General features: G+C 73.6%; 24 protein-coding genes. 10 read left to right on the plus strand and 14 right to left on the minus strand.

What is annotated here, in order from left to right; genetic code table 11:
• Window positions 1-66: 66 nt before the first annotated feature.
• Window positions 67-1254 carry a hypothetical protein gene (locus J2X46_RS08935; RefSeq protein ID WP_310249356.1) on the minus strand — a complete coding sequence of 396 codons (1188 nt, stop codon included), beginning with the start codon at window positions 1252-1254 and terminating at the stop codon, window positions 67-69.
• Between the two features lie 153 nt (window positions 1255-1407).
• On the opposite strand from J2X46_RS08935, the gene J2X46_RS08940 reads away from it, so the two are divergent.
• The 3 genes from J2X46_RS08940 to J2X46_RS08950 all read left to right on the plus strand — a co-directional run bounded on the left by J2X46_RS08940 (window position 1408) and on the right by J2X46_RS08950 (window position 3546).
• Entirely contained in the window at window positions 1408-1941 is a 534-nt protein-coding gene (locus J2X46_RS08940; protein ID WP_310249357.1) for a SigE family RNA polymerase sigma factor, read from the plus strand.
• On the plus strand, window positions 1938-3050 hold the full coding sequence (locus J2X46_RS08945) for a hypothetical protein (RefSeq protein ID WP_310249362.1): 1113 nt from the start codon (window positions 1938-1940) through the stop codon (window positions 3048-3050). The genes J2X46_RS08940 and J2X46_RS08945 overlap by 4 nt, the downstream gene beginning before the upstream one ends.
• A 67-nt stretch (window positions 3051-3117) precedes the next feature.
• Entirely contained in the window at window positions 3118-3546 is a 429-nt protein-coding gene (locus J2X46_RS08950) for an SRPBCC family protein (protein WP_310249364.1), read from the plus strand.
• A 6-nt stretch (window positions 3547-3552) separates the two neighbouring features.
• On the opposite strand, the gene J2X46_RS08955 is transcribed toward J2X46_RS08950, so the two are convergent.
• Window positions 3553-4014 carry a DUF6328 family protein gene (locus J2X46_RS08955; protein ID WP_310249367.1) on the minus strand — a complete coding sequence of 154 codons (462 nt, stop codon included), beginning with the start codon at window positions 4012-4014 and terminating at the stop codon, window positions 3553-3555.
• An 85-nt stretch (window positions 4015-4099) separates the two neighbouring features.
• Here J2X46_RS08955 and J2X46_RS08960 point away from each other — a divergent pair, with 85 nt between their 5' ends.
• Together J2X46_RS08960 and J2X46_RS08965 are read left to right on the plus strand one after the other, a co-directional pair.
• A complete protein-coding gene (locus J2X46_RS08960; protein WP_310249370.1) occupies window positions 4100-4366 on the plus strand; it encodes a Rho termination factor N-terminal domain-containing protein in 267 nt (88 codons plus the stop codon).
• Window positions 4367-4392: 26 nt separating this feature from the next.
• Entirely contained in the window at window positions 4393-4566 is a 174-nt protein-coding gene (locus J2X46_RS08965) for a CsbD family protein (protein ID WP_310249372.1), read from the plus strand.
• A gap of 84 nt (window positions 4567-4650) precedes the next feature.
• Here the strand turns inward: J2X46_RS08965 and J2X46_RS08970 are convergent, their stop codons facing one another.
• Both J2X46_RS08970 and J2X46_RS08975 read right to left on the minus strand, forming a co-directional pair.
• A complete protein-coding gene (locus J2X46_RS08970; protein ID WP_310249375.1) occupies window positions 4651-5487 on the minus strand; it encodes a DICT sensory domain-containing protein in 837 nt (278 codons plus the stop codon).
• Between the two features lie 268 nt (window positions 5488-5755).
• Window positions 5756-6496 carry an ABC transporter permease gene (locus J2X46_RS08975; RefSeq protein WP_310249377.1) on the minus strand — a complete coding sequence of 247 codons (741 nt, stop codon included), beginning with the start codon at window positions 6494-6496 and terminating at the stop codon, window positions 5756-5758.
• Window positions 6497-6573: 77 nt separating this feature from the next.
• On the opposite strand from J2X46_RS08975, the gene recC reads away from it, so the two are divergent.
• From recC to J2X46_RS08995, 4 genes are all read left to right on the plus strand, one after another.
• Entirely contained in the window at window positions 6574-9924 is a 3351-nt protein-coding gene (recC, locus tag J2X46_RS08980) for an exodeoxyribonuclease V subunit gamma (protein ID WP_310249378.1), read from the plus strand.
• A 1-nt stretch (window position 9925) separates the two neighbouring features.
• Complete coding sequence (locus J2X46_RS08985) at window positions 9926-13288, plus strand: UvrD-helicase domain-containing protein (protein ID WP_310249380.1); 3363 nt, start codon at window positions 9926-9928, stop codon at window positions 13286-13288.
• A 66-nt stretch (window positions 13289-13354) separates the two neighbouring features.
• Window positions 13355-15112, plus strand: a complete 1758-nt coding sequence (gene recD / locus J2X46_RS08990) for an exodeoxyribonuclease V subunit alpha (RefSeq protein WP_310249382.1) — start codon at window positions 13355-13357, stop codon at window positions 15110-15112.
• 71 nt (window positions 15113-15183) lie between these two features.
• Entirely contained in the window at window positions 15184-15792 is a 609-nt protein-coding gene (locus J2X46_RS08995) for an ACT domain-containing protein (RefSeq protein WP_310249384.1), read from the plus strand.
• A 77-nt stretch (window positions 15793-15869) separates the two neighbouring features.
• Here J2X46_RS08995 and J2X46_RS09000 read toward each other — a convergent pair whose 3' ends face one another.
• Window positions 15870-17186 (minus strand): MFS transporter, encoded by a 1317-nt coding sequence (locus J2X46_RS09000; protein ID WP_310249386.1) that lies wholly within the window; start codon window positions 17184-17186, stop codon window positions 15870-15872.
• Window positions 17187-17273: 87 nt separating this feature from the next.
• Here J2X46_RS09000 and J2X46_RS09005 point away from each other — a divergent pair, with 87 nt between their 5' ends.
• Window positions 17274-18824 (plus strand): ATP-binding protein, encoded by a 1551-nt coding sequence (locus tag J2X46_RS09005; protein ID WP_310249388.1) that lies wholly within the window; start codon window positions 17274-17276, stop codon window positions 18822-18824.
• Here the strand turns inward: J2X46_RS09005 and J2X46_RS09010 are convergent.
• From J2X46_RS09010 to J2X46_RS09050, 9 genes are all read right to left on the minus strand, one after another.
• The gene (locus tag J2X46_RS09010; RefSeq protein WP_310249390.1) at window positions 18821-19057 is read right to left on the minus strand and encodes a hypothetical protein; all 237 of its coding nucleotides are present in this window, start codon (window positions 19055-19057) and stop codon (window positions 18821-18823) included. The two genes, J2X46_RS09005 and J2X46_RS09010, sit on opposite strands and share 4 nt — an antisense overlap.
• Window positions 19054-21099: a flagellar biosynthesis protein FlhA gene (locus tag J2X46_RS09015; RefSeq protein WP_310249392.1), complete on the minus strand. Its 2046-nt coding sequence runs from the start codon at window positions 21097-21099 to the stop codon at window positions 19054-19056. Before J2X46_RS09015 ends, J2X46_RS09010 begins: the two co-directional genes overlap by 4 nt.
• A gap of 77 nt (window positions 21100-21176) precedes the next feature.
• On the minus strand, window positions 21177-22334 hold the full coding sequence (locus tag J2X46_RS09020; protein ID WP_310249394.1) for an EscU/YscU/HrcU family type III secretion system export apparatus switch protein: 1158 nt from the start codon (window positions 22332-22334) through the stop codon (window positions 21177-21179).
• 6 nt (window positions 22335-22340) lie between these two features.
• Window positions 22341-23108 (minus strand): flagellar biosynthetic protein FliR, encoded by a 768-nt coding sequence (locus J2X46_RS09025; protein ID WP_310249396.1) that lies wholly within the window; start codon window positions 23106-23108, stop codon window positions 22341-22343.
• A gap of 2 nt (window positions 23109-23110) precedes the next feature.
• A complete protein-coding gene (fliQ, locus tag J2X46_RS09030; RefSeq protein ID WP_310249398.1) occupies window positions 23111-23380 on the minus strand; it encodes a flagellar biosynthesis protein FliQ in 270 nt (89 codons plus the stop codon).
• A 6-nt stretch (window positions 23381-23386) separates the two neighbouring features.
• A complete protein-coding gene (fliP, locus tag J2X46_RS09035) occupies window positions 23387-24259 on the minus strand; it encodes a flagellar type III secretion system pore protein FliP (RefSeq protein ID WP_310249400.1) in 873 nt (290 codons plus the stop codon).
• On the minus strand, window positions 24256-24804 hold the full coding sequence (locus J2X46_RS09040) for a flagellar biosynthetic protein FliO (protein WP_310249402.1): 549 nt from the start codon (window positions 24802-24804) through the stop codon (window positions 24256-24258). Before J2X46_RS09040 ends, fliP begins: the two co-directional genes overlap by 4 nt.
• 1 nt (window position 24805) lies before the next feature.
• Complete coding sequence (gene fliN / locus J2X46_RS09045; protein ID WP_310249404.1) at window positions 24806-25555, minus strand: flagellar motor switch protein FliN; 750 nt, start codon at window positions 25553-25555, stop codon at window positions 24806-24808.
• Entirely contained in the window at window positions 25552-26514 is a 963-nt protein-coding gene (locus tag J2X46_RS09050) for a flagellar motor switch protein FliM (RefSeq protein ID WP_310249406.1), read from the minus strand. Before J2X46_RS09050 ends, fliN begins: the two co-directional genes overlap by 4 nt.
• Window positions 26515-26565 lie beyond the last annotated feature (51 nt).

Genomic DNA, 26565 nt, shown 5'->3' on the forward strand with positions numbered 1-26565 from the left:
CCGAAACGACGGGCGCTCCCGCGTGGAAGGCACCACCGATCACTGGACCACTGGTCTGGTCGGGGCCTACTCGACCGGGTTCACGGCTCCGCTCCACACGTGCCCGCCGTCGCCGGCGTCGCCCACCAGCAGGAGGTCCTCGCCCGCCACGGCCATCAGGGCGTGGTCGCCCGCCGTCTGCGGCTCGAGGGGTACGTCGACCTGCCGCCAGGTGCGACCGTCGCCGGTCTGCCAGAGCTCGTAGTGGTCGCCGGTGCTGAGGGTGGCGAGCACGCCGAGCGGCGTCGAGGTGAGCGACGCGACGTAGGGCGCACCGCGCCAGGAGTCCGCGATCGCGCCGAAGGACACCGCCTGGCCCCAGCCGTCGTCGTCGCGGACCCAGGCGGCGAAGCCGTCCTCGCTGCGGCCGACCGCGAGCGCGCGCCCGTCGTCGAGCGCCACGACCCGGTGCACGTCCTGCACGCCGTCGGCGGCCGGCATCTCCTCGGGGGTCCAGGTCAGCCCGTCGGGCGAGGTCCACGCGAGCGGGTCCTGGTCGAGGTGCCGACCGGTGCGCGCGCCGGCACCGACGAGCACCCACTCGTCGCCGGTCCAGCCGGCGCCCTGGGCGAGCGACTCGAGGTCGCCGTCGTCGGTGAGCCCGGGCTCCTCCTCGACCCGGGTGAACTCCCTCGGGTCGTCGGTGAACCACACGCCCGGACCAGACGTCCGGTTGCCGGTGATCAGCCACCCGGTCGGGCCACCGGCGATCGGGCCGACGTTGGTCGCGGTGACGCCGCCGTACTGGATGAAGAGGGCGGGCACGTCCACCAGGCCGCCACCGCCGTCCTCGCGGAACGTGGTCACCCGTGGGTTGCCGTGCGCGCCGCCGGAGCGGGCGCCGACGACGGCGACCCGGTCGCGCGAGCAGGCGACGGAGTTGAGGATCGCGCGCCGCCCCCAGTACGTCGTCGTACCGACCTCGACGGACCTCCACGTCTCGCGGTCGCTCGAGAACCACGCTGCCGGGCGGGTGTCGCGGGTCTCGCTGGGGTGGTCGAGGAACACCGCCCCGACGACCCACCAGCCGTCACCGCACTGGACGGCGTCGCGGACCACGGACCTCCCGGGGGAGCCGGCGGGCGCGGGGAGCGGATGCTCGGCCCAGGACACCGTCACGTGCCGTGGCTCGTCGGGGCGATCGGCGTCGTCGGTGCAGCCGGCCAGCACCAGCGCGGCCGCGACCACCGGCACGCCCACCCGTCGCAGCTCCACACCCCGCAGTGTGCCAAGCCGGGGCGCCTCCGCACCCGCGACTTCTGCGCAGAGAGCCAACCTTCCGCGGCCCTCGCAGCGTGGAGCGGGCAGGAGGACCATCGGAGAGAGCAGCCGTCCAGCGGTCCAGGAGGTCCGGAGGGAGGGGAGGAGATGCGCCGAGCCAGCGACGTCGCCGCGTTCAGCGAGTTCGCCGAGGCCTGCGGTCCCTCGCTGTTCCGGACGGCGTACCTCATGGTCGGCGACCACCAGCTCGCCCAGGACCTGGTGCAGGAGGCGTTGGTGAAGACCCTCATCGCGTGGCCTCGGCTCCACGACCGCGCCAACCTGGCGGCGTACACCCGCAGGATCGTGGTGACGACCTCGGTGTCGTGGCGGCGGCGCCGCTCGTTCCACGAGCGCCCGAGCGACCACCTGCCCGAGCCCCGCGTCGCCGGCGACCCGGGCGAGGAGGTGGTCACCCACGACGCGGTGATGCACGCCCTGCTCGCGGTGCCCCCGCGCCAGCGGGCCGCGATCGTGCTGCGCTACTACGAGGACCTCACCGAGGCGCAGGCCGCAGAGGTCCTGGGCTGCTCGGTCGGCACGGTCAAGAGCCAGGTGGCGGCCGGGCTCAAGCACATGCGGGCCGACCTGGGCCCGTCGTTCGACGAGACCCTCGCTGCCGGGCGGGAGGTGACGTCATGACCGAGCCCCTGGGCCGCCTGCTCGAGCGCAGCGCCGACGCCGCACCCGGGTTCCGGGTGGACGTGCCGTCCCTCGTAGCCGCCGCGGACCGACGCCAGCGCCGGCGGCGCCTCGCGGCCGGTGGCGCGTGCCTCGCCGTGGCGGCGGCCGTCGCAGTGGGAGCCCTCGCCGTCCGCGGCACCGGACGGCCCGTGCCCGAGCCCGCCCCTGCTCCGTCACCGGCCCCCACCGTCGCTGTCGACCCGGCCGCCTCGCGCCCGCTGGTCTATGCCGAGGGCACGACCGTCCACGTCGGCGACGCCACGGTCACCGCCGAGGACCCGGTCGCCTTCATCGACGTCACCGACGACGGAGTCGTCTACGAGTCGTCGCTGGACGGCACGCTCTGGTTCACCGACGGCACCAGCACCGCGGTCATCGGCCACTCGGGGCCGGCGGCCGCGCCGACCCTCCACCTGGGGACCGTCACCACGGGCGACACCGGCTCGCTGGTCGTGTGGCGCGACCGGGACGGCCGGCGCGCCGGGCCCTTGACGGTGTACGACACCTCGCTGCGCGAGGTCGTGGGCCGGATCCCCGTCGGCGTGGAGGACTGGACCGTCCTCTTCGTCTCCGAGGACGAGGTCTACCTCGACCCGCACAGCACCCGTCTGCGGCGCTTCGACGTGGCCACCGGCCACACCACCACTGTCACGCCCGCCGGGCTCGAGGCCGCGATGGCGCGGCACACCCGCATGCTGCTCCAGGCCCCGGCCGACACCGTCGAGCGGCCGCTCCACACCCCGGGCACCAGCTTCGTCCAGGTCGGGCACCGGCTGGTCCCGGCGGACGCGGACCTCGACCCTCGACCCGTCACCACGCTGGCCGGCGACGCGCTCCGCCTCCGTCTGCCCGCGGGCTACTCGGCGCCCTCGCTGGCGACGGGAGGATCGGTGATCCGGATGTCGCAGTGGCTCGACGACGACCACGTCGCCGTGTGGGCCACCGCCGGCGGTGGCGACCTGCCTCCGCAGACCAGCGACCTGCTGGTGTGCCGCGTGCCCGACGGCCTCTGCCGGGTCGAGGTCGCGCGGTCGGCCGGCGACTACGTCGCGCCCTGGCGGGGGTGAGACCGGTCCTTCGGGGTGACCCGCCGGTCGGGACGGCGTGGCTAGCGTTGAGCAGATGAAGCCTTCCGTGACGAGAACCTTCACGACGACCGCGTCGCCTGAGGCGGCGTACGCCTACCTGGCCGACTTCCGCAACGCCGAGGCCTGGGACCCGGGCACGAAGATGTGCGAGCGCACGAGCGGCGACGGCGGAGTGGGTACGACGTACCGCAACGTCTCCTCCTTCCTCGGCCGCGAGGTCGAGCTCACCTACACGACCGCAGAGCTGGCGCCGCACACCCGCGTGCACCTGCGCGGGAGCAACGAGTCCTTCGAGGGGCACGACGTGTTCGAGATCCGCTCGGCGAGCAGCGGTGCGAGCATCACCTACTCGGCGGAGTTCTCCTTCTCCGGCGCGGCGCGGTTCGGGGCGCCGCTGGTGGCGGCGTACCTGCCGATCCTCGCCTCGAAGACGGTCGACCAGCTGCGCAGCTGCCTGGACCGGCAGCCCGGCTGAGGCCGTTCAGCGCTCGACGACGCGGGTGGGCAGCACGACCAGCAGGCCCACCAGGACGAGCACCGCGACGGCCGCACCGCAGGCCGCGGCGGTGCGGTCGTAGACCACGTCGACCACCAGGAAGAGGATGCCGCCGAGCAGCAGGCCGACCAGGACCAGCGCCAGCGAGGTCAGCCGGTGCCCGGCCCGGACCAGCTCGGGCTTCACGCCGTCCTGGAACACGCGGCGGTGGATCGCCACCGGGGCCAGCGTCACGCCGACGGTGCAGAAGGCCAGCCCCAGCAGGCCGACGTACCACCCACGCTGGAAGGCGTCGAGCGCGCCGAACCGGGACTGGAACGGCAGCGTGGCCAGGAACCCGGCGAGCAGCTGGACCCCGGTCTGGCTCACCCGGAGCTCCTGGAGGAGCTCGTCCCAGTTGCGGTCGGCCCGCTCCTGCGGGGTCTCGTCGCGCTCCGATCCGGCCATCCTCGGGACGCTACTCAGGCACCGCGCGCACCACACCCCTCTTCGGGTGAACCGCGCGCCGCATGCCAGTGGCACGGTGGACGACATGGCAAAGGACCACGGCCCGTCCATCGGCGACGACGAGGTCTACGAGGCCGTCCGCGAGGAGGGCGCCAGCAAGGAGAAGGCCGCACGAATTGCCAACGCGGCGGCCGCCGAGGGCCGCTCGAAGGTGGGCGAACGCGGCGGCGAGGCGCAGGACTACGAGGACCGCACCGTCGAGGAGCTGCGCGACCGCGCGGCCGAGCTCGACATCGAGGGCCGCTCCTCGATGTCGAAGGACGAGCTCATCGACGCGCTGCGCCACCACTGACCAGCACCAACGAGAGGGGAACCGAGATGGGCCTGGACGACAAGATCGACAACAAGGGCGACGAGCTCAAGGGCAAGGCGAAGGAGGCCGCCGGCAAGGCGACCGACGACGAGCAGCTCGAGGCCGAGGGGAAGGGCGACCAGATGGGCGCCAACCTCAAGCAGGCCGGCGAGAAGGTGAAGGACGCCTTCAAGGGCTGAGCCACCAGCAGTTCGGGGGACCAACGGTCGGGCCCGTCGTCACGCACGACGGGACCGGCCGTTCTCGCGTCCGGAGGTCGTCCCTCAGCGCGGCGGGTCGATGTGCGCGAGCGCCCGGAGCCACACGCGGTCGGCCTCGACAGCTGCCGTGGCCGCGCGCGGCGTGACGTCGTCGAGCAGCTCCGCGACTGCCGCCGGCGGGCGTGCGCCGGCGTTCGTCGCAGCTGCCGCGATGACCCGCGCAGCCGCGAGCGCGACCGGGCGGTGGGTGCTGACGACGGCCTCGTACTCGGGCTCCTCCCCCGGGCGAGTGGGCACCTCCCAGGCCGACACGACTGCCGAGAAGCCCGCACTGACGCTGACCACGACCCACTCGCGTCGCATCGGCGACCCGTCTGCGATCTGGCAGCGGGCGGGGCGCGCCTCGGGGGCCGCCGGGAGGTCGTCGTCGAACTCGGCGACCACGGCGCACCACGACGCCGTGCGCGCGAGCTCGTCCCAGCGGTGCCGGGCGTGGCCGAAGTGGTAGCCGCTCTGGAAGGCACCGAGCACCACGGGGCGGTCGGCGCGGGCGAGCGACTCGTCCTCGACGGCGTACGACGCCGCGACGAGGGCGGGCCGGCCCAGGCGCTGCGGCCGGAGCTCGGGGAAGTCGCGGATCAGGACGGCATGCACCGACTCCGTGGGCTCCTCGGCGCCGCGCCGGGCGACGGTGTCGATGGCGAGCTGGAGCGGGACGCCGGCGTCGCGGACCTCGATCACCTCGCGCACGCGGCGCACGTCGGCCTCGGTGAAGCGGCGGTGCCCCGCCGGGGAGCGCTCGCCCGCCGGGAAGCCGAACCGAGTCTCCCACGCTCGCAGCACGGCGGGCGTCAGGCCCGTGCGGGTGGCGAGCACCCCGATGCTGAACCCGTCGTCCATCCCGGCCCCTCCACCCCTTGCGATTTGTGTCGAAGTAACTTATACAGGTTTGTAGAACTATTGGTCCACTACCCCGGGAGCTCTCATGGCCGCCGTGATCCTCATCAGCAGCGTGGCGATCCTGGTCGCCATCGTCGGGTGCATCGTGATCTGGCGCCTGGACGCCGCGCGTGCCGAGGAGATCGAGCACCCCCACTGATCCCCCGCTGGTCACCGGAGGGGGCCTCCTTCCGCCCTCCGGTGATCGGGTAGGACGCTGGACGGCAGGTCAGGTCGGCAGCTCCGCGACGACGTACGGCGACCGGCTCGCGAGGCGGGTCACCACGACCGCGGTGACGAGCATGGTCAGCGCGATCCCGGCGAGCACGACCAGCTGGAACTGTGCGGCGACGATCGGCGACGCACCACCGAAGAGGGCGCCGACGAAGGCGCCGGGCAGGGTCACCAGACCGGTCGACCGGGTCTGGTCGAGGTTCGGCAGCAGGGCCTCGCGGGCCGCGTCGCGGCCGATGTCGTCGTACGCCTGCTGGGGGGTCGCGCCGAGGGAGAGCCAGGCCTCCACCTCGTCGCGTCGGGCACGGGCGGCCCGCAGGAAGTTGCGGCCCGACAGTGTCGCCGCCGACATCGCGTTGCCGATGATGATGCCGGCGACCGCGACGACGTAGCGCGCCTCGAGGTCCACGAGGCGCAGCGCGAAGACCAGCACCAGCGACACCGACGCTCCGCACAGCACGCCGAGCAGCGCGAGCACCCGGCCGCGCGGCAGCTCGTCGAGCCGCGACCCCGCGGTGAAGGTCGCCGTGCTCAGCATCAGGACCACGAACAGTGCGACGGTCCACGGCACCGCCAGCACGCCGCGCAGGATCGTCGCGACCACCGCGAGCTGGACGACCGCGCGGAGCAGCGCGGTGACCGGCATGACGCCGAGGTCGATGCGGGCCAGGCGCGAGACGGCGTACGTCGTGAGGGCGAGGGCGAGCAGCCCGAGTCCCCACCACACGTAGTCCACGGGCCGATCCTCGCCGACGCGCCGTGGCTGTGGACGGAGTCGGGCCGTGTGTCGGCGGGCGCTCATAGGGTGGCGCCGTGACCTTGCACCTCCACACCGCCGAGCGCACCGACGCGCTCGCCGACGGCCTGGCCGACCTGCTGGTCACCCCCCTGCCCGACCCCTTCGCCCGCGAGGTCGTGGTCGTGCCGGCCCGCGGCGTCGAGCGGTGGCTGACCCAGCGGCTGTCCCACCGCCTCGGGGTCGGGCCGCGCGGCGGCGACGGCGTGTGCGCGGGCGTCGACTTCGTGACGCCCCACTCGCTGGTCTCGATGCTGCTCGACCGCGACGCCGAAGACCCGTGGAGCCCCGACCGTCTCGCCTGGCCGCTGCTGTCGGTGATCGACGACTGCCTCGACGAGCCCGGCTTCGGCGACCTCAGCCGCCACCTCGGCCACGGCGACCCGACCGACGAGAGGAGCGCGCGCCGCTATGCCGTGGCCCGGCGGCTCGCCGGCCTCTTCGGGTCGTACGCCGTCCAGCGCCCGCAGCTCGTCCGCGACTGGCGCGCGGGTGCTGACACCGACGGCGCCGGCGGTGCGCTCGACCCCGACCTGAGGTGGCAGGCCGAGCTGTGGCGGCGGCTCGTCGCGCGGGTCGAGGAGCCGGCGCCCGACGTGCGCCACGCCGCCACCCTCGAGCGGCTGCGCGACGGCGCGCAGGGGCTCGACCTGCCGGGACGGCTCTCCCTCTTCGGCCACACGCGGCTCCCCGTCACTGAGGTCGAGCTGCTGCGGGCGCTGGGCGAGCACCGCGACGTCCATCTCTGGCTGCCACAGCCCTCGCCGGTCCTGTGGTCGGCGCTCGCCCCCACCGCCACGGAGGGCCCGGTGGCCCGCGCCGACGACGACTCGGCCTCCCTCGTCCACCACCCGCTGCTCGCCTCGCTGGGTCGCGACTCCCGCGAGCTGCGGCGCACCCTGGGCGAGCTCGAGACCGGGCAGCACAGGGCCGGGCACGCCGACCCGGCCACGCTGCTCGGCTGGCTCCAGTCCGACCTCCGCGCCAACCAGGCGCCCGACGCCGCCACCCTCGCTGCGCGGGTGCGCGCGCCCCAGGACCTCTCCGTCCAGGTGCACGCCTGCCACGGCACCGCCCGGCAGGTCGACGTGCTGCGCGAGGTGCTGGTCGGGCTCCTGCAGGACGACCCGAGCCTCGAGCCCCGCGACATCCTCGTGATGTGCCCCGACATCGAGACCTACGCGCCACTGATCTCAGCCGGATTCGGCCTCGCCGACGTGGCCCACGAGGACGCCGGCCACCCCGCCCACCGGCTGCGGGTCCGCCTCGCCGACCGGTCGCCGGGCGCCACCAACCCCCTGCTGGGCGTGGCCGCCGACCTCGTCGAGCTGGCCGCCGGCCGGATGACCGCCACGGCCGTCCTCGACCTCGCCGCCACCGAGCCGGTGCGGGCCCGCTTCGGCTTCACCGACGACCACCTCGAACGGATGGCGCGCTGGGTCGACCAGGCCGCGATCCGCTGGGGCTACGACCGCGACCACCGCGGCACCTTCGGCCTCGACCTCGACGCCAACACCTGGCTGACCGGCCTCCAGCGGGTCCTGCTCGGCGCGGCCATGTCGGGCGACGGCCACCGGGTCGTGCGCACGACCCTGCCGCTCGACGACGTCGGCGACGGCCACCTCGAGCTCGTCGGCAGCTTCGTGGAGATGGTGGCCCGGCTGCACACCTTCGTGCGTGCGGCGGGTGACGCGACGTCGGTCGCCGACTGGACGACCGCCCTGGGTGCGGCGGTGCACGGCCTCACCGCGAGCGGCACCGACGACGCGTGGCGGGTCGCGCAGTTCGACCGCGAGCTGGCCCGGATCTCCGCCGGCGTCGGCGACCACGAGACCCGCCTGCGCCACGCCGACGTACGAGCCCTGCTGCGACACCGGCTGCGCGGGCGGCCGACGCGCAGCAACTTCCGCACCGGCACGCTCACCGTCTGCACGATGGTGCCGATGCGCTCGGTCCCCCACCGCGTGGTGTGCCTGGTCGGCCTCGACGACGGCGTGTTCCCGCGGCTGGAGTCGGTCGACGGCGACGACGTGCTGGCCCGGCGCCCGCTCACCGGCGAGCGCGACATCCGCTCCGAGGACCGCCAGCTCCTGCTCGACGCGATCGGCGCCGCCACCGAGACCCTCGTCATCACCTACGCCGGGCGCGGCGAGCACACCAACGACGACAAGCCGCCGGCCGTGCCGCTCGGCGAGCTGCTCGACACCCTCGACCGCACCAGCAGCGCGCCCGTGCGCGACGACGTGGTGCTGCACCACCCGCTCCAGCCCTTCGACGAGGCCAACCTGACGGCGGCCGCGCTGGTCCGCGCGGCCGACCGGCCGTTCTCCTTCGACCGCACGGCTCTCGCCGGCGCGCAGGCCGCGCGGGCGCCCCGGCCCGCGGTGCTGTCCCTCGTGCCCGACCCACTGCCCGCACCCGAGACCGTGGAGGAGGTCTCGCTCAGCGACCTCCAGGACTTCTTCGCCCACCCGGTGCGCAGCTTCCTCCGCCACCGGCTGCGCGTGACGACTCCCTACGACGTCGACGAGACCAAGGACGCCATCCCGATCACGCTCGACGGCCTCGAGAAGTGGGACGTCGGCGACCGGCTCGTGCGCGACGTGCTGGCGGGCGGCGACCCGCAGTCGGCCATGCTCGCCGAGCAGCTGCGCGGGCTGCTGCCACCGGAGGACCTCGGCTCGGCCATGCTCACCAGCATCGTGAAGAACGTGAAGCCGCTGGTGGAGGCCGCGGTGCCGCTGCGGACCGGGCCGGCCCGCACCCTCGACGTCGACATCGACCTCGGCGACCGCCGGCTCACCGGCACCGTCAGCAACGTGTTCGGCAACAACCTCGTCGCGGTGAGCTACTCCAGCCTCGGCGCCAAGCACCGGCTCGCGGCCTGGCTCGACGCGCTCGCCCTGGCCGCCGGCCACCCCGACGAGAACTGGACCGCCCACACGATCGGCCGCTGGGGCCGGTCCGGCCGGCGCGCACTCATCTCGCCGATGCCCGACGACGACGCCCGCACCATCCTGCGCGACCTCGTCGCGGTGATGGAGCGTGGCCAGCGCGAGCCGCTGCCGCTGCCGATCAAGACCAGCCTGGCCTTCGCCGAAGAGTTCGCGATCGGGGCGCACGGCCAGGCCGATCCCGACGCCAAGGCGCGCGGCGAGTGGGTCACCCCGCGCTTCAACGAGACCGGCTTCCCCAAGGAGGACGGCGACCAGTGGCACGTCCGCGCCTGGGGCGAGGCAGCGCCCTACGACGTGCTGGCCGCGCCGTTGCTGGCCGGCGAGGAGGGCGACGCGCCCCACCGGCTCGGCCACTACGCCCTCCGGGTGTGGTCGCCGTTGCTGTCGCACGAGCTGGTGCGGGGGATCTGACGTGGCTGCCACCTCCGACATGGAGACCTTCGACATCCGCGGGCCGCTGCCCGAGGGCACCACGCTCCTCGAGGCCAGCGCCGGCACCGGCAAGACCTGGACCATCGCGGCCCTCGTCACCCGCTACCTCGTCGAGGGCGTCGCGACGCTCGAGGAGATGCTGGTCGTCACCTTCACCCGCGCGGCGAGCCAGGAGCTGCGCGACCGCGTACGCCGCCAGCTCGACGACGCCGCCCGGGTGCTCGCCGACCCTGGCTCCGCCGATCCCGCCAATCGGCTCCACGAGTGGCTGCTCGACGCCGACGAGGCCGAGCGGGCGCTGCGGCTCGGGCGGCTGACGCAGGCGCTGACGTCGTTCGACGCCGCCACGATCGCGACCATCCACCAGTTCTGCCAGCTGGTGCTGCGCAGCCTCGGCGTCGCCGGCGACACCGACACCGGCGCGGTGCTCGTCGAGGACCTCGAGCAGCTCACCACCGAGGTCGTCGACGACCTCTACCTCGGCCGCTTCGCCCGCCAGCAGCAGGCGCCGTGGAGCCGGGAGGAGGCGCTGGCCATCGCCCGCGCGGTGGTCGACGACCCCCGCGCCCGGGTCGCGCCGCAGGAGGCGCTCGTCGACGATCCCGACGGCGGCGCGGCCGCCCGCGTGCGCTTCGCGTGCGACGTGCTCGACGAGATCGACCGGCGCAAGCGCCGCCTCGGCGTCCTGTCCTACGACGACCTGCTCGGCCAGCTCGCCGACGCCCTCGGGCCCGAGGACTCGCCAGCCCGTGCGCGGATGCGCACGCGCTGGAAGGTCGCACTGATCGACGAGTTCCAGGACACCGACCCGGTGCAGTGGCAGGTCTTCGAGCGCGCCTTCCACGGCGTCTCGACGCTGGTGCTGATCGGCGACCCCAAGCAGGCCATCTACGCCTTCCGCGGCGGCGACATCGTCACCTACCTCGACGCCGCCGAGCAGGCCACGACCCGCCAGACGCTCGGCGTGAACTGGCGCGCCGACCAGCCGCTGCTCGACTCGCTCCACGTGCTGATCGAGGGGGCGGCGCTCGGCGACGAGCGGATCGCCGTGCACCCGGTCAGCGCCCACCACCCGACCTCGCGACTGGAGGGGGCCGGACCGCCGTTCCGGCTGCGGGTGGTCCGCCACGAGGAGCTCGGCCGGAAGCGGCCGCGCATCGGCGACTGGCGCGAGCACGTCCTCACCGACCTCGCTGCCGACATCAAGCGGCTGCTCACCAGCGGGGCGACCGTCGGCACCGGCGACTCCCCCGGCGACCAGCGTCCGGTCGAGCCGAAGGACGTCGCGGTGCTCGCCGCCCGGCGGGCCGACCTGCTCGCCGCGCAGGACGCGCTGGCCGCGGTCGGCGTACCTGCCGTGCTCAATGCCGGCGGCTCCGTCTTCAAGACCGCCGCGGCCACCCAGTGGCTGACCCTGCTCGAGGCGCTCGAGCAGCCGCACCGCGCCGACCGGGTGCGGGCCGCGGCGCTGACCGACTTCTTCGGCCGCACCGCCGAGGAGCTCCAGGCCGAGCCCGACCCGACCGACGCCCTCAGTGAGCACGTACGCCGTCTCGCCGACGTCTTCGCGGCCCGCGGGGTCGCGGCGGTGCTGGAGTGCGCGGTGCTCGACGGCCTCACCGCCCGCGTGCTGGGGCGGGTCGGCGGCGAGCGGACGCTCACCGACCTGCGCCACATCGGCGAGGCGCTGCACAAGGTAACCGTCAGCGAGCGGTTCGGCGTGGTCGGTCTCCTCGGTTGGCTGCGCACGCAGGTCGCCGACGACAAGCTCGAGGTCGCCTCCGAGCGCACGCGCCGGCTCGACTCCGACGCGGCCGCCGTGCAACTGGTGACGATCCACGGCAGCAAGGGCCTGGAATACCCGATCGTCTACCTCCCGACGCTCTGGGACCGCTGGGTGCGGGACGAGGACGTGCCGCTCTTCCACGACGCCGACGGCGAGCGGTGTCGCGACGTCGGCGGGTCGAGCCGGTGGCGCGATGCCGCCGTCACCCGCAGCCGCCACGAGGACGCCGGGGAGTCGCTGCGACTGCTCTACGTCGCGCTGACGCGGGCGCAGTCGCAGGTGGTGGCGTGGTACTGCCCGACCGCCAACAACACCGCGCCCGCCCCTCTCCACCGGATGCTGTTCGGTCGCGCGCCCGGGCACGCGGTGGTCAACGACGAGCAGCCGGTGCTCGGCGACGACGAGGTCGTGGAGATCCTCGGCCGCTGGAAGGGCGCGGGCGGTCCGCAGCCCGAGCTGGCCGCCCCTGGCACCGTCGACACGACGCCGATCGACCGCGCGCTGCCGCCGCTGTCGGTGCGCTCGTTCGACCGCGACGTCGACACCGACTGGCGCCGCACCTCCTACTCCGCGCTCGCCGCGGCCGGTGCCCCACACGGCAGCGCGCCCGACCGGGTGCTGTCGGAGCCCGACGACGCGCCCGAGCTGGACGACGCCGACCTCGACGTGCTCGACGAGGACGCGCCGACGCCCGAGGCCGACCTGGCGCTCACGGCCGTGGCCTCGCCGATGGCCGACCTGCCGGTGGGCGCCGAGTTCGGGTCGCTGGTCCACGAGGTGCTCGAGCACGCCGACCCGGCGGCGCCCGACCTGCGCGCCGAGCTGCTCGCCCAGATCGAGGAGCACCGGGCGTGGTGGGCGGTCGAGGTAGACGCCGAGGTGCTCGCCGATGCGCTCGTCGCGGTGTGCGACTCTCCGCTCGGGCCCCTGACCGGTGGCCTGACGCTGCGCCAGATCCACGTGCCCGACCGGTTGCGCGAGCTCGACTTCGAGGTGCCGCTGGCGGGTGGCGACCTCGTGGGGCCGGAGGCCGCCCAGGTCGTGCTCGGCGACCTCGGTCCGCTGCTGCGCACCCACCTGCCGGCGGGTGATCCGCTCCTCGCCTTCGCCGCCACGCTCGAGGGCGACCCGGCGCTGGCCGGGCAGCGACTGCTGGGCTACCTCACCGGCTCGATCGACGTCGTGGTCCGGGTGCCCGTCGGTGGCCGCACGCGCTTCCTGACCATCGACTACAAGACCAACTGGCTCGGCGACCGGGCCGCCCCGGCGACCGCCTGGGACTACCGCCCCGCCGTGCTCGACGAGGCGATGGGCCACTCCGACTACCCGCTCCAGGCGCTGCTCTACACGGTCGTGCTCCACCGCTACCTCCGCTGGCGGCTGCCCGGCTACGAACCGGCCGAGCACCTCGGCGGCGTGCTCTACCTCTACCTCCGCGGGATGTGCGGGCCGGAGACGCCGAACGTCGACGACCAGCCGTGCGGCGTCTTCTCGTGGCAGCCGCCGGTCGCCCTGGTGTCCGCGCTGTCCGACCTGCTGGACGGAGCCGCCTCGTGAGTGAGCACCCCACGACGTTCTTCTCCGCCGCTCCGCTCCCCCGAACAACGCCGCAGGGACCCCGCAATGACTGACCTCTTCGAGCCCGTCGACGCGACCGACGCCCGCCTCGCCCTCGGCGCGACCGGGCTGCTGGCGCAGTTCAACGTCGCCGGGGTGCTGACCAGTGCCGACGTCCACGTCGCCAACGCCCTGGGGCGGCTGGGCCGGGAGACCGACGAGCAGGTGCTGCTGGCCGTCGCGCTCGCCGTCCGGGCGGTGCGCGGCGGGTCCGTCGCGCTCGACCTCGCGACCGTCGCCGACCCGCCCGACCTGCCGTGGCCGTCGGCCGACTCGTGGGCGGCGGCCGTCGCCGACAGCCCGCTCGTCGCGTCCGGGCTCGTGCGCTGGGACAACGACCTGCTCTACCTCGACCGCTACCACGAGCAGGAGACCCAGGTCGTCGACGACCTGCTGTCGCGGGCGGCCACCTCACCGTCCTACGACGCCGGGCTGATGGCGGCGTCGATGTCCCGACTGGTGGCGGCGATGCAGCAGGCGCGACCCGGGACGCACTACGACGAGCAGGTGGCGGCGTGCCTCGCGGCCGCCGGGCAGTGGACGACCGTGCTCACCGGTGGCCCGGGCACCGGCAAGACCACCGCGGTGGCGAGCCTGCTGATCGGGCTGCTCGACCAGCACCCGGCCGACCTGCGGATCGCGCTCGCCGCGCCGACCGGCAAGGCCGCCGCGCGGCTCCAGCAGGCGGTGCACCAGGAGGCGGAGGCCTTCGAGGAGGGCGACCGCGCCCGGCTCGCGGGCGTGACCGCCTCGACGTTGCACCGGCTGCTCCGGCCCGACCCGGGCAACTCCACCCGCTTCCGCCACCACCGCGGCAACCGACTGCCCCACGACGTGGTGGTGGTCGACGAGTCGTCGATGGTCTCGCTCACCCAGATGGCGCGGCTGCTCGAGGCCGTGCGCCCCGACGCCCGGCTCGTGCTCGTCGGCGACCCGCACCAGCTCTCCTCGGTCGAGGCCGGGGCGGTGCTGAGCGACGTGGTCCGGGGCTTCCAGGACCGTGCCGACTCCCCCGTCGCCGGGCTGCGCACGACCCACCGGTTCGGCGAGCAGATCCGTTCGCTGGCCGAGGCGCTGCGCACCGGCGACGCCGACGAGGCGCTGGCCGTGCTGGCCGCCGGCCACGAGGCCGTCGAGTGGGTCGACGAGCCCGACCCCGCGCCACGGATCCGGAGCACTGCGCTGGCCGCCGCCCTCGCGGTGCGCGACGCCGCCGAGCGCGGCGACGTGGCCGGCGCGCTCGCCGCGCTCGACCACCACCGACTGCTGTGCGCGCACCGCGACGGACCGTTCGGCGTGCGTCACTGGAACCGCCGCATCGAGCACTGGCTCACCGCCGAGACCGGCGACCCGCTCTTCGAGCGCGCCTACATCGGCCGACCGCTCCTGGTCACCGCGAACGACCACCAGCTCGGCGTCTACAACGGCGACAGCGGCGTCGTCGTGCTGACCCCCGAGGGGCCGCGGGCGGTGATCGCGGCCAGCGACGGTCCGCGCGACCTCGCCCCGTCGCGGCTCGGCGACGTCGAGACGATGCACGCGATGACGATCCACAAGTCGCAGGGCTCGCAGGCCGACGTCGTCACCGTGCTGCTGCCCGACGAGGACTCCCGGCTGCTCTCGCGCGAGCTCTTCTACACAGCGGTCACCCGCGCCCGGTCGCGCGTGCGCGTGGTCGGGTCGGAGGCGTCGATCCGGGCAGCGATCGGCCGCCGTGCCCAGCGCGCGAGCGGGCTCGCCGTACGGCTGGCGGGGGCTTCGTGACCCGCGCGTCCCGCATCCCACGGACGCGCGCCGGAAACCTCGCCGACACAGACTCCCGATAACCTCGAGCCATGCCGTACCTGATGCGCGTCGAGCTCCCCGATGTCCCGGGGTCGCTGGGTCGTGTGGCGGGTGCGATCGGTGAGGCCGGTGGTGACATCGAGGCGATCGAGATCGTCGAGAAGCGCGAGGGCTTCGCGGTCGACGACGTGCTGCTCGAGATGTCGCCCGGCACGATGCCCGACTCGGTCGTCTCCGCGTGCAGCACCCTCGACGGCGTGAGCGTGCTCTGGATCAACCGCTACGCCGCCGGCGGCAATCTCTTCCTCGACCTCGAGGTCGTCGAGGCCCTCACCGAGGACCCCGCGACCGCCCGCGACCGGCTGATCGACCTGCTGCCCGTCGCCTTCCGCGTCGACTGGGCCGCCCGCGTGCGCGCCGGCGCCGACGGCGCCGCCGAGGTCGTCCACGCCACCGACGCCGCACCGCCCGACTTCACGATCACCTCCATCCCCGCACCGACCCGCCTGCCCGGTGACGAGGTCTACGTCGAGTGCGCCGCCCCCTTCGACGACGAGGTCGTCCTGATGGGCCGCCGCGGCGGACCGGAGTTCCTCGACTCCGAGCTCGCCCGCCTCCAGCACCTCCTCGGCCTGGCCATCACCATCAGCCGCAACTGATCGTGCCCCCGGGTGGCGGTGGTCCACCCACATTCGGCGGCCCCGGAATGTAGGTGGACCACCGCCCGGGCGACAGGTCAGCGGACCGAGCGGATCCTGGTGACGAAGACCGAGCCGAGGACGCAGAGGGCGAAGCCGATGATGTAGACGACGCCGTAGCCGACGGACCAGGACTCGCCCTGCGTCGCGACGCTGCCCCCGACGGCACGTACGACGACCAGGATCAGGCCGGCCACCGCGGGGGCGACGACCTGCGGGAGCGCGGAGGCGATGTTGATGACCCCGAGGTCCTTGGCGCGGTCGCTGGCCCCCGGCAGCACCTGGGTGATGAGGGCGAAGTCGACGGCCTGGTAGACGCCGAAGCCGGCACCGAGGACGACCGCGGCGAGCAGCGCGCCCGGCCAGGCCTGCCAGGTGCCGAGCACGAGCTGGCTGAGCCCGATCAGCAGGCCGGACCAGATGACGAACACCTTGCGGCGACCGATGCGGTCGCTCCACCAGCCGACGACGACCGTGGTCGCGACCGTCGTACCTCCGTAGATCAGCACGAGCAGCCCGAGCTTGGCCGTCGCCTCGTCGTCGGAGAAGCCGAGCCCGTCGGTGAGGAAGTAGAAGAGGTAGTTCAGCGCGATCCAGTTGCCGAGGTTCACCAGGAACCGCGTCACCCACGCCCAGGCGAAGTCCGGGTGCTCGCGCGGGGAGATCCAGAACGAGCGCAGCAGCGACTTCCAGTCCATCGGGGCGAGCTCGTGGTCGGCGGGCAGCGCGAGATCGCGAGAGCCGAGGAGGTAGGGCACCGAGAGCGCCAGCATGACGACGGCGGTGACGACGTAGCCCTGCGCGATGGAGCCGGTCAGCTCCGCGATCTTGATGCCGAGCAGGACGCCGACGGTGCCGGCGATCGCGATCATCCCGCCGATCAGCCCGCGCCGCTCGACGGGCACCTGGTCCGGGACCGCGGCGGTGCCGCCGGCCCAGGCCGCGTTGAGGGCGAGCTGGACGAGGCTCCAGGCGAGGATCATCGAGAGGGCGCCGTCCGCGACGGAGAGCAGCAGCAGGCCGACCGCGCCGACCACCACACCGCCGATCACCCACGGCACCCGGCGCCCCAGGCGCGAGCGCGTGCGGTCCGAGAAGGCTCCCCACACCGGGTTGGCCAGGAGCGAGATCATCGCGCCGACGAAGAGCACCACCGAGAGCAGCAGCTCCTTGCTCAGCCCGCCCGGTTCGGCGGAGGCGACGCGGTCGGCCTGCTGCGCCAGCAGCACCTGGATCGGCCCGAACCAGCCGGCCATCAGCCCGAGGTTGAGCAGCACCAGCGCGCCGATCCAGCGGGCAGGGGGCGCGTCGACGGGCTCGTCGAAGGCCGAGCGGGCCGCAGCCTGTGTGGTCACGGCGCAATTGTGGGCCACCCACCCACACCACGCGAGGAAAATCCGGGTCCGTCGGACCTCGCGCGCGGCGGCTGGTTCAATGACGGGATGGTCTTCTCGGAAGACCGGGCCATGCGACGCTCGGACCTGCTGGACGTGGTCTCCGTGCTCGACGTCGAGACCGTCCTCGAGCGTGCCGCGAGCGTCGCCGTCGACCGCACGGGCGCGCAGGGCGTCGTGCTGGTGGTCGTCGACGAGCCCGGCGAGCACGAGCCCGCGGCGGAGGGCGGCGCCCGCGGCGAGACCGTCCTGCTGGCCAACGGGACCGGCGAGGACGACGGCGTCGCGGTCCGCGAACGGCTGGGTACGACGGGCCTACGCGGGGAGCCCGGCGCGCGCCCGGACCAGGACCTGGCCCGGTTGTCCGACCCCGCCACCGGACGCGAGGTGCTGCGGGTGCCGGTCGTGGTGGGCGCCCGGCTGTACGCCGACCTGGTGCTGCTCGACCCACCGGACGGCTTCTTCCACGACGACGACGTCGACAGCATCTCGGCGCTGGGCCGCGTGACCGGGGTGGCCGTGCGCAACGCGCTGAGCTACTCCCTCAGCGAGCGGCGGCGCGAGGCCCTCGAGCTCGCCGCAGCCGTGGACCGATCGGTGCACCCACCCTTCCTCCTGTCCGACCCGCTGACGCGCATCTCGGAGGGCGCCCTGCGGATCGCAGGCGCCCGGACCGCCGTGGTCGTCTCGACTGCGTCCGACGGCATCGACGTCTCGGCCGGCGCCGGGATCACCGACGAGGCGCTCGGCCGCACCCTCAGCCGGGTCACGGAGCAGGTGCGCACCGCCCAGGACGACGGCGAGGAGTTCCTCGTCCGGCTCGACGACATGACGGCGTGGGGGATCCCGCTCAACCCGGAGCACGCCTTCGCCGGCGTCGTGGTGGCGATGCTCGAGCCGACCGACCCCGACCCGTCCGCCGAGGACCGCGACCTGCTCGGCTCGTTCGTCCGGCACTCCTCGCTCGTCCTCGACCACGCCGTGCTCCTGCAGGAGCGCCAGCACGCGGTGCTCGCCGCCGACCGCGACCGGATCGCCCGCGACCTCCACGACGGCGTCATCCAGCGCCTGTACGCCACCGCGCTCAAGCTGCGCGCCGGCATCCGCAGCGGCGACGACGCCGGCGGCCACGGCGACGAGGCGGTCCGCGAGATCGGCGACTCGATCCGCGACATCCGCGGCACCGTCTTCGAGCTGGAGCGCGGGCGGCCGGCCTCGCTGCGCAGCGACGTGCTGGCCATGGCCAAGGAGTACGAGTCGGTCCTCGGCTTCGTGCCCGTCGTACGGTCCTGGGGGCCGGTCGACTCGATGGTCGGCCAGGAGCTCGCCGACCAGGTGACCGTGGTGCTGCGCGAGGCGCTGTCCAACTGCGCGCGCCACGCGGGCGCCGGCCGGGTCGAGGTCGACGTGGCCGTGGAGTCGGGCTGGTTCACCCTGTGGGTCACCGACGACGGGCGCGGGATGTCCGGCTCCGACCTGCCCGGAAGCGGGCTGCGCAACCTCCGCAAGCGCGCGACGGCGCTGGGCGGCGACCTCGACGTGCAGGCCGCCGACCCGCGCGGCACCGTGCTCCAGTGGCGGGTCCCGCTGGGGGCCTAGCTGCCCTCGGGGCCGGCCGGAGTGTCCGGGGTGTCGGTCGTGACGGGCGCCGCGGCCGGCTCCGACCAGAGCCACTCCGAGGCGAGGGTGAGCAGCACCCAGCAGATGCCGGCGACCACGAGGTAGCGCGCGAGTGCGACGTCGAGCGGCATCGTGCCCTCGGCGGCCGCGGCCAGCGCCGGGGAGGTGAGGAGTGCGGCGACGGCGAGCATCACGCCGGACACGGGCTTCATGCCGACACCGCCAGACGGTCACCCGTGACGGTGCCGACCGACCGGACCTGCGTCGCCCCCACCAGCTCGGTGTAGGACAGCACCGCGGTGGTCGGCAGCGCCGGCGCCACCATGCGGCGTACGGCGGCACGCAGCTGCGGCGCGCACACCACCACCGGCCTCAGGCCCTGCTCCTCCGCAGCCGTGCGGAGGTCGGAGAGCTCGCCGAGCACGCTCTGCCCGGAGAGCGGGTCGAGGGCGACGACCGCCCCCTGGTCGCCAGGACGCACGGCCTCCAGCATCCGCTGCTCCAGCATGGGCTCGAAGCTGATCACGTGCACTGCTCCTTCGGTCAGGTGTGGCGCGACGATGGCCGGGCCGAGCGCGGCGCGCGCGGCCTCGACGAGGGAGTCAGGGTCCTTGGTGGCCTGGGCCTTGAGCGACAGCGCCTCGAAGATCCGGACCAGGTCACGCACCGCGACGCCCTCGACCAGCAGCCCCTGCAGCACGCGCTGCACCTCGCCCAGGCTGAGCTGGGCCGGGGTGAGCTCCTCGACCACGACCGGGTGGGAGCGGCGGACGAGCTCGGCGAGGGTCTTGACGTCCTCGCGACCGAGGAGGCGGGCGGCGTACTGCCCGACGATCTCGGCGAGGTGGGTCGTGATGACCGACGCGCGGTCGACCACCGTCGCACCGCTCAGCTCGGCCTGGACGCGGAGCTCGGCCGGGATCCACGACGCCTCGAGGCCGAAGACCGGCTCGCGGGTGGGCTGTCCGGGCATCGCACCGAGGTTGTCGCCGATCGCGAGCACCGTGCCGCGCGGCGCCTCACCGCGGGCCACCTCGATGCCGAAGAGGCGGATGGCGTAGGTGCCGGCGGGCAGGTCGATGCTGTCGCGGGTGCGGACCGGCGGCACGATGATGCCGAGCTCGCCGGCGATCTTGCGGCGCAGCGCCTTGACCCGGTCGAGCAGGTCGCCGCCGTTGGCCGCGTCGACGAGGTCGATGATGTCGGGCGACAGCTCGAGGCCGAGCGGGTCCACCTGGATCTCCGCGGCGAGCAGCTCGGGGGTGTCGGGCGCTGCGGTCAGCGCCTGGTCCGCCAGCACCTCGGGGGTCTCCGGGTCGGGCTGGGTGACGCGGCTCGACGCCAGCAGCATGATGCCGCCGGCGGTGATGAAGGGGAGCTTGGGCAGGCCCGGGATCAGGCAGATGGCGAGGGCGCCGAAGCCGGCGATCTGGAGCGGCAGCTTGTTGGCGGTGAGCTGGCGCAGGATGTCGGAGCCCATGTCCGAGTCGCCCGTGTTGCGGGTGACGATGAGGCCGGTGGCGGTCGAGAGCAGCAGCGCGGGGATCTGGGAGACGAGGCCGTCACCGACGGACAGCAGGCTGTAGGTCGTGATGGCGTCGCCGAAGGACATGCCCTTCTGCGCCATGCCCACCGCGAAGCCGCCGAGCAGGTTGACCATCGTGATGACGATGGCCGCGATCGCGTCACCCTTGACGAACTTCGACGCACCGTCCATCGCGCCGTAGAAGTCGGCCTCCGCGTGGACGTCGTGGCGCCGGCGGCGGGCCTCGTCCTCGTCGATGAGGCCCGAGTTGAGGTCGGCGTCGATGGCCATCTGCTTGCCGGGCATCGCGTCGAGGGTGAAGCGCGCGCCGACCTCGGCAACCCGCTCGGCACCCTTGGTGATGACCACGAACTGGATGACCAGCAGGATCGCGAAGACGATCAGCCCGACGATGAGCGAGCCACCGACGACGAAGTGGCCGAAGGTGTCGATCACCTTTCCGGCGTAGCCGTCGAGCAGCACGAGGCGGGTGGCGCTCACGTTGAGCGCGAGGCGGAAGAGCGTCAGGACGAGGACGACGGCGGGGAAGGCAGCGAACTCCAGCGGCTTGTGCACGAACATCGCGACCAGCAGCACCAGCAGCGCGCAGGTGATGTTGAGGGCGATGAGCATGTCGAGGACCACCGCCGGCAGCGGCACCACGAGCATCACGACGATCATGATGATGCCGGCCGGTACGCCCAGCTGGAGCAGTCGCTTCGGGGCCACGAGGTGCCTTTCGGGAGGTCGCCGAGGGGCGCGCCTTCCGTGGCACGAGGGGTGGCGCCGTCCTGGCACCACAGCCCTCATCGGCCGGCGGGGAGCGCTCCTGAGGATTTCGCCGCGGCGGACGTACGACGACGGCCCGCGACCGGGACGGACGGGAGGTCGACCTGCTGGCGCGGGGTGACGTGCTCGCCGCCGCGGGCGCCGCCCGCACGGCGGGAGATGACGAACGCGAGGACCTGCGCCACGGCGGCGTACAGCTCCGCGGGGATCTCCTGGCCGACGACGGTGGAGCGGTGGAGCGCGCGGGCCAGCGGGATGTCACGCACCAGCGGCACGCTGTGCTCGGCCGCCTCCTCGCGGATCTTCTGGGCGACGACGCCGGCACCGCGGGCCACGACGCGCGGCGCACCCTTCTCGGGGTCGTACTTCAGCGCGACCGCGACGTGCGTCGGGTTGACCAGCACGACGTCGGCGGTCGGCAGGTCGGCCATCATCCGGTTGCGGGCGGCGGCGAGCTGGCGCGAGCGGATCGCGCCCTTGAGGAGCGGGTCGCCCTCGGTCTGCTTGCTCTCCTGCTTGATCTCGTGCTTGCTCATCCGGGTCTGCTTGCCCATCCGGCGGCGCACGATCGCGTAGTCGAAGACGGCCATGACCATGCCGGCGACCGCGACGCTGCGGATCAGCGACAGGACCTCGTCGCGGACCACCTCGAGCACCGCGGAGATCGGCACCAGCCCGCCGATGAGCGGCATGATCGCCGACACCGCGCCGTAGGCCACGAAGCCGACGACGGCGCTCTTGAGCAGCATCTTGGCGCCCTCCCAGAGCGCCTGCGTGCCGAAGATCCGCTTGAATCCCTGGATCGGGTTGAGCTTCTTGAGCGACGGCTTGACGCTCTTGGTGGCGAGGAAGAAGCCGCCCTGGGCGAGCGCGGCGGAGACGCCGACGATCATCACCGCGGTGCCGAGGGTGACCAGGGTGACCATCACGTGCCGCGCGCCGCGACCGAGGAGCGTGGTGGCGTCGGAGACCTCGACGTGGCCGCGCAGGCTGAAGCAGTCGCGCATCAGCTCGGCGAGCGCGGTCAGCTCACGACCGAGCAGCGACGGCAGGATCATCCCGACGATCAGCAGCGTCGCCCAGCCGCCGAGCTCCTGGGTGCGCGGGACCTGGCCCTCCTTGCGCGACTCCTTGCGGCGCTTGGCTGTCGGCTTCTCTGTCTTCTCCTCCGACACCGGGTCTCACCCCCCGCCCACGAGCGCGAACTGCGCCTCGTTGGCGAGCTCGACGAGACGGGTGACTGCCTCGGGGAGCACCGGGAACGACAGGCCGAGCAGCAGGAGGGTCAGCCCGATCTTGGCCGGGAACATCACGTTGATGGCGTTGAGGTGCGGCGCGACCTTGGTCAGCAGCGCCAGCCCGAGGTCGGCGACGAAGAGCACCGCGACGAGCGGCAGCGCGATCTGCACGGCGGTCACGAAGAACATCCCGAACGCGGTGATCAGCACGTGCGAGGCGCCGTCGAGCCGGGGCGCCTCGCCCAGCGGCAGCACGTCGAAGGTGCGCAGCAGACCGCCGAGGACCAGCAGGTGACCGCCCGTGGCGAAGAGGATCATCACCGCGAGCATCTGGTGGAGCTTGCCGAAGACGGTGTTCATGTTCATCGACAGCGGGTCGAAGCCCTGCGCCAGCTGGAAGCCGCCGAAGGTGTCGATGAGCGAGCCGGCCGTGGCGACCGCGGCCAGCAGGACGTACGTCACCAGGCCGAGCGCCGAGCCGACCACGACCTGGGTGAGGACGGTGACGAGCAGCTCGCCGGTGCCGGTGGGGATGCTGCCGCCCTTCACGGACGGTACGACGGCGAACGCCAGGCCGAGCGACAGCACGACCTTGGCGACCGTCGGGACCGCGCGCCCGGCGAACGGCGGCACGAGGGCGAGCCAGGCGATGATGCGGACCGACGCCAGCAGGTAGGCCAGCAGCGGCTCTCCCGCGACGGTGAGGGTCACGCTCAGCCCAGCAGCGAGGGGACCAGCGCGAAGAGGTCCCGGGTGAAGTCGACGAGGGTCTGCAGCATCCAGCCGCCGGAGATCAGCAGCGCCACCCCGACCCCGACGAGCTTGGGCACGAAGGCGAGGGTGAACTCCTGGATCTGGGTCATCGACTGGAACAGCGAGACGGTGAAGCCGATGACCAGCGAGGTCACCAGGATCGGCGCGGAGAGCTTCAGCGCGACGACCATGGTCTGCAGGGCGATGTTGATGACGGTGGTGTCGGTCACGGCGGCCTACTGATAGCTCGAGACGACAGAGGTGATGACCAGTCCCCACCCGTCGACGAGGACGAAGAGCAGCAGCTTGAAGGGCAACGACACCATCACCGGCGGCATCATCATCATGCCGAGCGCCATCAGCGCCCCGCTGATCACGATGTCGATGACCAGGAACGGGATGAAGATGATGAAGCCGATGATGAAGGCCTGCTTGAGCTCGCTCAGCACGAACGACGGCACCAGCGTCGCCATCGACACGTCGTCGCGGTCCTTCGGCAGGTCACGGCCCGCGACGTTGGTCAGCAGTCGCAGCTCGTCGTCGCCGGTCTGGGCGAGCATGAAGTCGCGGAGCGGCTCGACGCCGTCCTCGTAGGCGACGGACGCGGTCTTGTCGCCGTCGAGGTAGGGCTGGATGCCGGTGTCGTTCATCTGGCTCAGCACCGGCGCCATGATGAAGAGCGACAGGAAGAGTGCGAGGCCGGCGAGCACCTGGTTGGGCGGGATCTGCTGGAGGCCGAGCGCGTTGCGGGTCAGGCCCAGCACGACCAGCACCTTGGTGAAGCTGGTGCAGGTCAGCAGGATCGCCGGCAGCAGCGAGATCAGCGACATCACCAGGATGACGGTGACCGGGGTGCTGGGCTTGTCGGTGATGCCGTCGAGGTCGATGGTGACCGAGCTGTCGCCGTTGGGACCCTTCGGGCCCTTGGGGGCGCGCGGGCCGTCGGGACCCTGGGGGGCCGCGTGGGCCACGCCGGCGTGCACACCTGCGGCCGCAGGAGCGGGCGCCGCGGCAGCAGGGGCGGTCAGGCCGAGCAGCACGGCGGCACCACCGACGAGGGTGACGAACACGGCGACGAGGACGTGCGCGACCCGAGAGCGCGCGGTCACGACGCCTTGCCCGTCGCGGCCGCGATGGCCTGGCGCCAGGTCTGCGGGGAGAGCACCGAGCCGGACAGCGCGCCGGTCTCGGGCGTCGTACGACGCGGGGCGGGGGCGGCCGCGCGGTGGGTGCCGACGGGCGGCAGGGACATGAGCGAGGCCAGCGAGGCGAGGGACGCCCGCCCGGTGCGGGCAGGGGCGTCCACGACCTCGGCCTCAGGCGCGTCCGCGGGGACGCCCGTCTCGAGGGCGAGGTCGGTCTCGATCCCGGACTCGATGTCGAGGGCGAGGTCGAGGTCCGCGTCCGCGAGCTCCTCGGGGTCGATCTCGGTGAGCAGGCTGACCTGCTGGTCGGTGGTGCCGAGGACGAGCACGCGGCTGCCGACGGTCACCACGGCGACCGATGCGCTGCGCGAGAGCGGCTGGCGGTGGAGCACCTGCACGGGTGCGCCGGCGCGCGCGCCGTACCGCTTCCCGACCAGCTTGGCCAGGAGCAGCATGAGTCCCACGACGACCGCCAGGGAGGCGACCAGTCGCACCATCAGCTCGAGCACGTCAGCCTGCTGAGCTCTCGTCGATGATCTCGGTGACGCGCAGGCCGAAGTCCTCGTCGACCACGACGACCTCGCCGCGGGCGATCAGGCGGCCGTTGACCAGGAGGTCGGCCGGGCTGCCGGCGGCGCGGTCGAGCTCCAGCACCTCGCCGGGCGAGAGCGCCAGCAGGTCGCGCACGGTCATGGTCGTGCGGCCGAGCTCGACGGTCACCTCCATGTCGACGCCGTGCAGCATCTCGATGCCGCGCTGCGGCAGGCGGGCGGGCTGGGGCACGACCGGCTCGGCCGTGACGGGCGCCGAGGCGGCGGAGACGGCGGTGTCGGGGACCAGGAGGGCGCCGGCCGTGAGGCCGCCGCCGAGGAGGGGTACGGCGGTGAAGGTGGCGCCGAGGTCGGCCGCCACCAGGTCGACCGCGACCTCGCGTGCCGCGCCGCAGCCGGTGCCGAGCGCGGCAGCAGCCGCCTCGAGCGACGGCTGGGTGGCCGCGGCCAGGTCGAGCCCGCCGAGCGGGCTGGCGGCGAGCGCCTCGACCAGGTCGGCACCGACCAGGACGGCGATGCGGGGGGCACCCGGGAGGTGCAGCTCGGCGACCACGGCGCCGGCGAGGCCGGTGCTCGCCCAGTCGGCACCCGGCACGGGGGTGCCGGCGGCGAGCGGGCTGGGGGCGGGCAGCACCTCGGCCGCCGCCTCGGCGGCCGTGACGACGCTCGCGTGGAGGTCGGCGAGGGTGAGGTCCTGGGTGGCGGTCATGCGTTCTCCTTGGTGCTGGCGGTGCCGACGACCAGTGCGGCCAGCCGGGCGCCGTGGCTGCCGGCGGTGGCGTGGGCGAAGGTCGAGTCACCGACGACGACGTCGAGGGGGTCGGTCGCGCGGTGCGAGAGGCGCACCACGTCCCCGACGGCGAGGTGGGTGAGGGCGTCGGGCCCCAACCGGGTGGGACGGAAGCGGACGACCGCGTCGACGGGCACGTCCTGGAAGCGGCGGTCGACGAGCTCGGCGGAGCGGGTGCGCTGCTGGCGTTCGTGCTCCGAGACCGGTGCGGGCGTCGCGGCCCTCGCCAGGACCGGGTGCAGCCCGGCGAAGGGCATGCAGAACGTGACCGAGTGGGTCCGCTCCTTGATCGTCAGGTCGAAGCTCGCCACGACCACGGCGTCACCCGCGGCGGCCGCCTGGGCCAGCTGCGGGTTGTACTCGATGCCGACGACGGTCGGGGTGACCTCGACGACGCTCGCGACGCTGTAGGCCAGCTCGCCCATCAGACGGGTGATCACGCCGCGCACGACGGCGCTCTCGATGTCGGTGAGCGGCCGCTGGGGCTGCGTGTCCGAGCCCGGGCCGCCGAGCATCTGGTCGATCGCGCCCATCACGACGGGCAGCGGCAGGTCGAGCAGGGCGGTGCCGGGCAGCGGCTCGGTGCTCACCTTGACGGCGTACGTCATCGCGTCGAGCGAGTCGACGTGCTCGGCGTAGGTCTGCTGGGCGACGCCGCGCAGGCGCGCGGTGCACACCGTGCGGAGCTCGGAGGTGAACACCGTCGCCATCTGGCGGGCGAACCCGTCGAAGCTCATCTGGAGCAGGCGGGTGTGCTCGCGGGAGAGCTGGATCGGACGGCGGAAGTCGTACGCCGTCGGCTCGGACGTGCTGCGGGCACGCCGACGTGCCCGGGCACCTGGGTGCGCGGGTCCGCGGGGCGTCTGCAGCGGCGTCACGAAGTCAGGTATCGGCCTCCCGGACCGGGACCTGAGGAGTTCTGGCCGGAC

The sequence above is a fragment of the Nocardioides sp. BE266 genome (assembly GCF_031457855.1).
In the GTDB taxonomy this organism is placed as follows: Bacteria; Actinomycetota; Actinomycetes; order Propionibacteriales; family Nocardioidaceae; genus Nocardioides.

Coding starts and splice junctions, on each gene's coding strand:
- J2X46_RS08940 (WP_310249357.1), top strand. CDS start 1,408: ATGCGCCGAGCCAGCGACGTCGCCGCGTTCAGCGAGTTCGCCGAGGCC.
- J2X46_RS08945 (WP_310249362.1), top strand. CDS start 1,938: ATGACCGAGCCCCTGGGCCGCCTGCTCGAGCGCAGCGCCGACGCCGCA.
- J2X46_RS08955 (WP_310249367.1), bottom strand. CDS start 4,014: ATGGCCGGATCGGAGCGCGACGAGACCCCGCAGGAGCGGGCCGACCGC.
- J2X46_RS08960 (WP_310249370.1), top strand. CDS start 4,100: ATGGCAAAGGACCACGGCCCGTCCATCGGCGACGACGAGGTCTACGAG.
- J2X46_RS08965 (WP_310249372.1), top strand. CDS start 4,393: ATGGGCCTGGACGACAAGATCGACAACAAGGGCGACGAGCTCAAGGGC.
- J2X46_RS08970 (WP_310249375.1), bottom strand. CDS start 5,487: ATGGACGACGGGTTCAGCATCGGGGTGCTCGCCACCCGCACGGGCCTG.
- recD (WP_310249382.1), top strand. CDS start 13,355: ATGACTGACCTCTTCGAGCCCGTCGACGCGACCGACGCCCGCCTCGCC.
- J2X46_RS08995 (WP_310249384.1), top strand. CDS start 15,184: ATGCCGTACCTGATGCGCGTCGAGCTCCCCGATGTCCCGGGGTCGCTG.
- J2X46_RS09005 (WP_310249388.1), top strand. CDS start 17,274: ATGGTCTTCTCGGAAGACCGGGCCATGCGACGCTCGGACCTGCTGGAC.
- J2X46_RS09010 (WP_310249390.1), bottom strand. CDS start 19,057: ATGAAGCCCGTGTCCGGCGTGATGCTCGCCGTCGCCGCACTCCTCACC.
- fliN (WP_310249404.1), bottom strand. CDS start 25,555: ATGACCGCCACCCAGGACCTCACCCTCGCCGACCTCCACGCGAGCGTC.